This is a genomic window from Thermoanaerobacterium thermosulfurigenes (genome assembly GCF_051201035.1).
GTDB lineage: Bacteria > Bacillota > Thermoanaerobacteria > Thermoanaerobacterales > Thermoanaerobacteraceae > Thermoanaerobacterium > Thermoanaerobacterium thermosulfurigenes.
The window spans coordinates 1-1,067 of record NZ_JBPODR010000078.1 but is presented as its reverse complement, the minus strand read 5'-3'; the positions used below and the strand labels follow the sequence as shown (position 1 = coordinate 1,067).

Annotated in this window: 2 protein-coding genes; both read left to right on the top strand. The window is 28.3% G+C overall.

The window, feature by feature from the left end:
• The first annotated feature begins 267 nt into the window (after positions 1–267).
• Positions 268–624 carry a GIY-YIG nuclease family protein gene (locus HNR52_RS12255; protein WP_435620743.1) on the top strand — a complete coding sequence of 119 codons (357 nt, stop codon included), beginning with the start codon at positions 268–270 and terminating at the stop codon, positions 622–624.
• Between the two features lie 36 nt (positions 625–660).
• A complete protein-coding gene (locus HNR52_RS12250) occupies positions 661–924 on the top strand; it encodes a phospholipase D-like domain-containing protein (RefSeq protein ID WP_435620742.1) in 264 nt (87 codons plus the stop codon).
• Positions 925–1,067: the final 143 nt, after the last annotated feature.

Genomic DNA, 1,067 nt, shown 5'->3' with positions numbered 1-1,067 from the left:
GACAAAAGCCTGTCCCATATCAACTTTACAGTATAATAATGCTACAAGTTATCTCAAAAGTAAACATAAAGGCCGTAAAATAAAAGATGTGACGGTCTGTGCCATGTACTTAATCATTTGATATTTTAGATACATGGCAATAGATGTGATTTCTAAATAAGGTTTTAAAGAAGAGGTAATTTCCAATTATCAATGTGTTTTATTAAGTTTTAAAATGTGAGACAAATTTATTGTCTTTAATAATAATTATACGAGGAGGATATAAGTATGGGTATTTTTGATATACTTGGCAATTTAGTAAAATCATCGGGTGTAGTTGCAGTTTCTTTATTGGAAGCAACTAAAGTTGCTCCTAATAGCATGGGGTGTTATAAGCTTTTTTGCAATGGAAATTTAGTATATGTTGGAAAAGCCGAAGATGGTCTCAGAAAAAGATTTGTTCAGTATTACAATGGGACAACAAACCATTATACATCTGCAAGAAATATTTTTGAAAATAGAGATAGTATAGTTGTTAGATGGGTTGTATTGCAATCAAGGGAAGAATGCAGAAGAGTTGAAGCACAATGGATTAGAGATTTAAGTCCTGAATGGAACAAACAAAGTGGATGGGAAGGTTATTGAGGTGACAAGTTTTATGCTATTTCTTTATGTTATTTGATGAAACGTGATTTAGAGAATGTAAACAAATGCGTTATAATTGTGTGCCCGAAGATTTCTAAGAAGGGTATTTGCGAATTTTATAAATCATTTTCTAAAATTATAGAAAACGGTGTTGATATTACTATATATACAAATCCTACATTTAAACATAAAAATAGAAATGCAAAAGATGTTATTGAGGAAATAAGAAATAAAAATATTAAAGTGATTGAGAGAGAAAAATTCAATATAAATATGTACATTATTGATTCTATTATATGAGCAGGTAACATAAATATATTTTATGGAGTTCCAAATAAAATAAATATGCTATAGATGAGAAAATTCACTAACATAAATTACCATAATAAACTTACATGAAAAATTTAATGAACAATAAGAGACAAATGCTCACTTTTATTGTA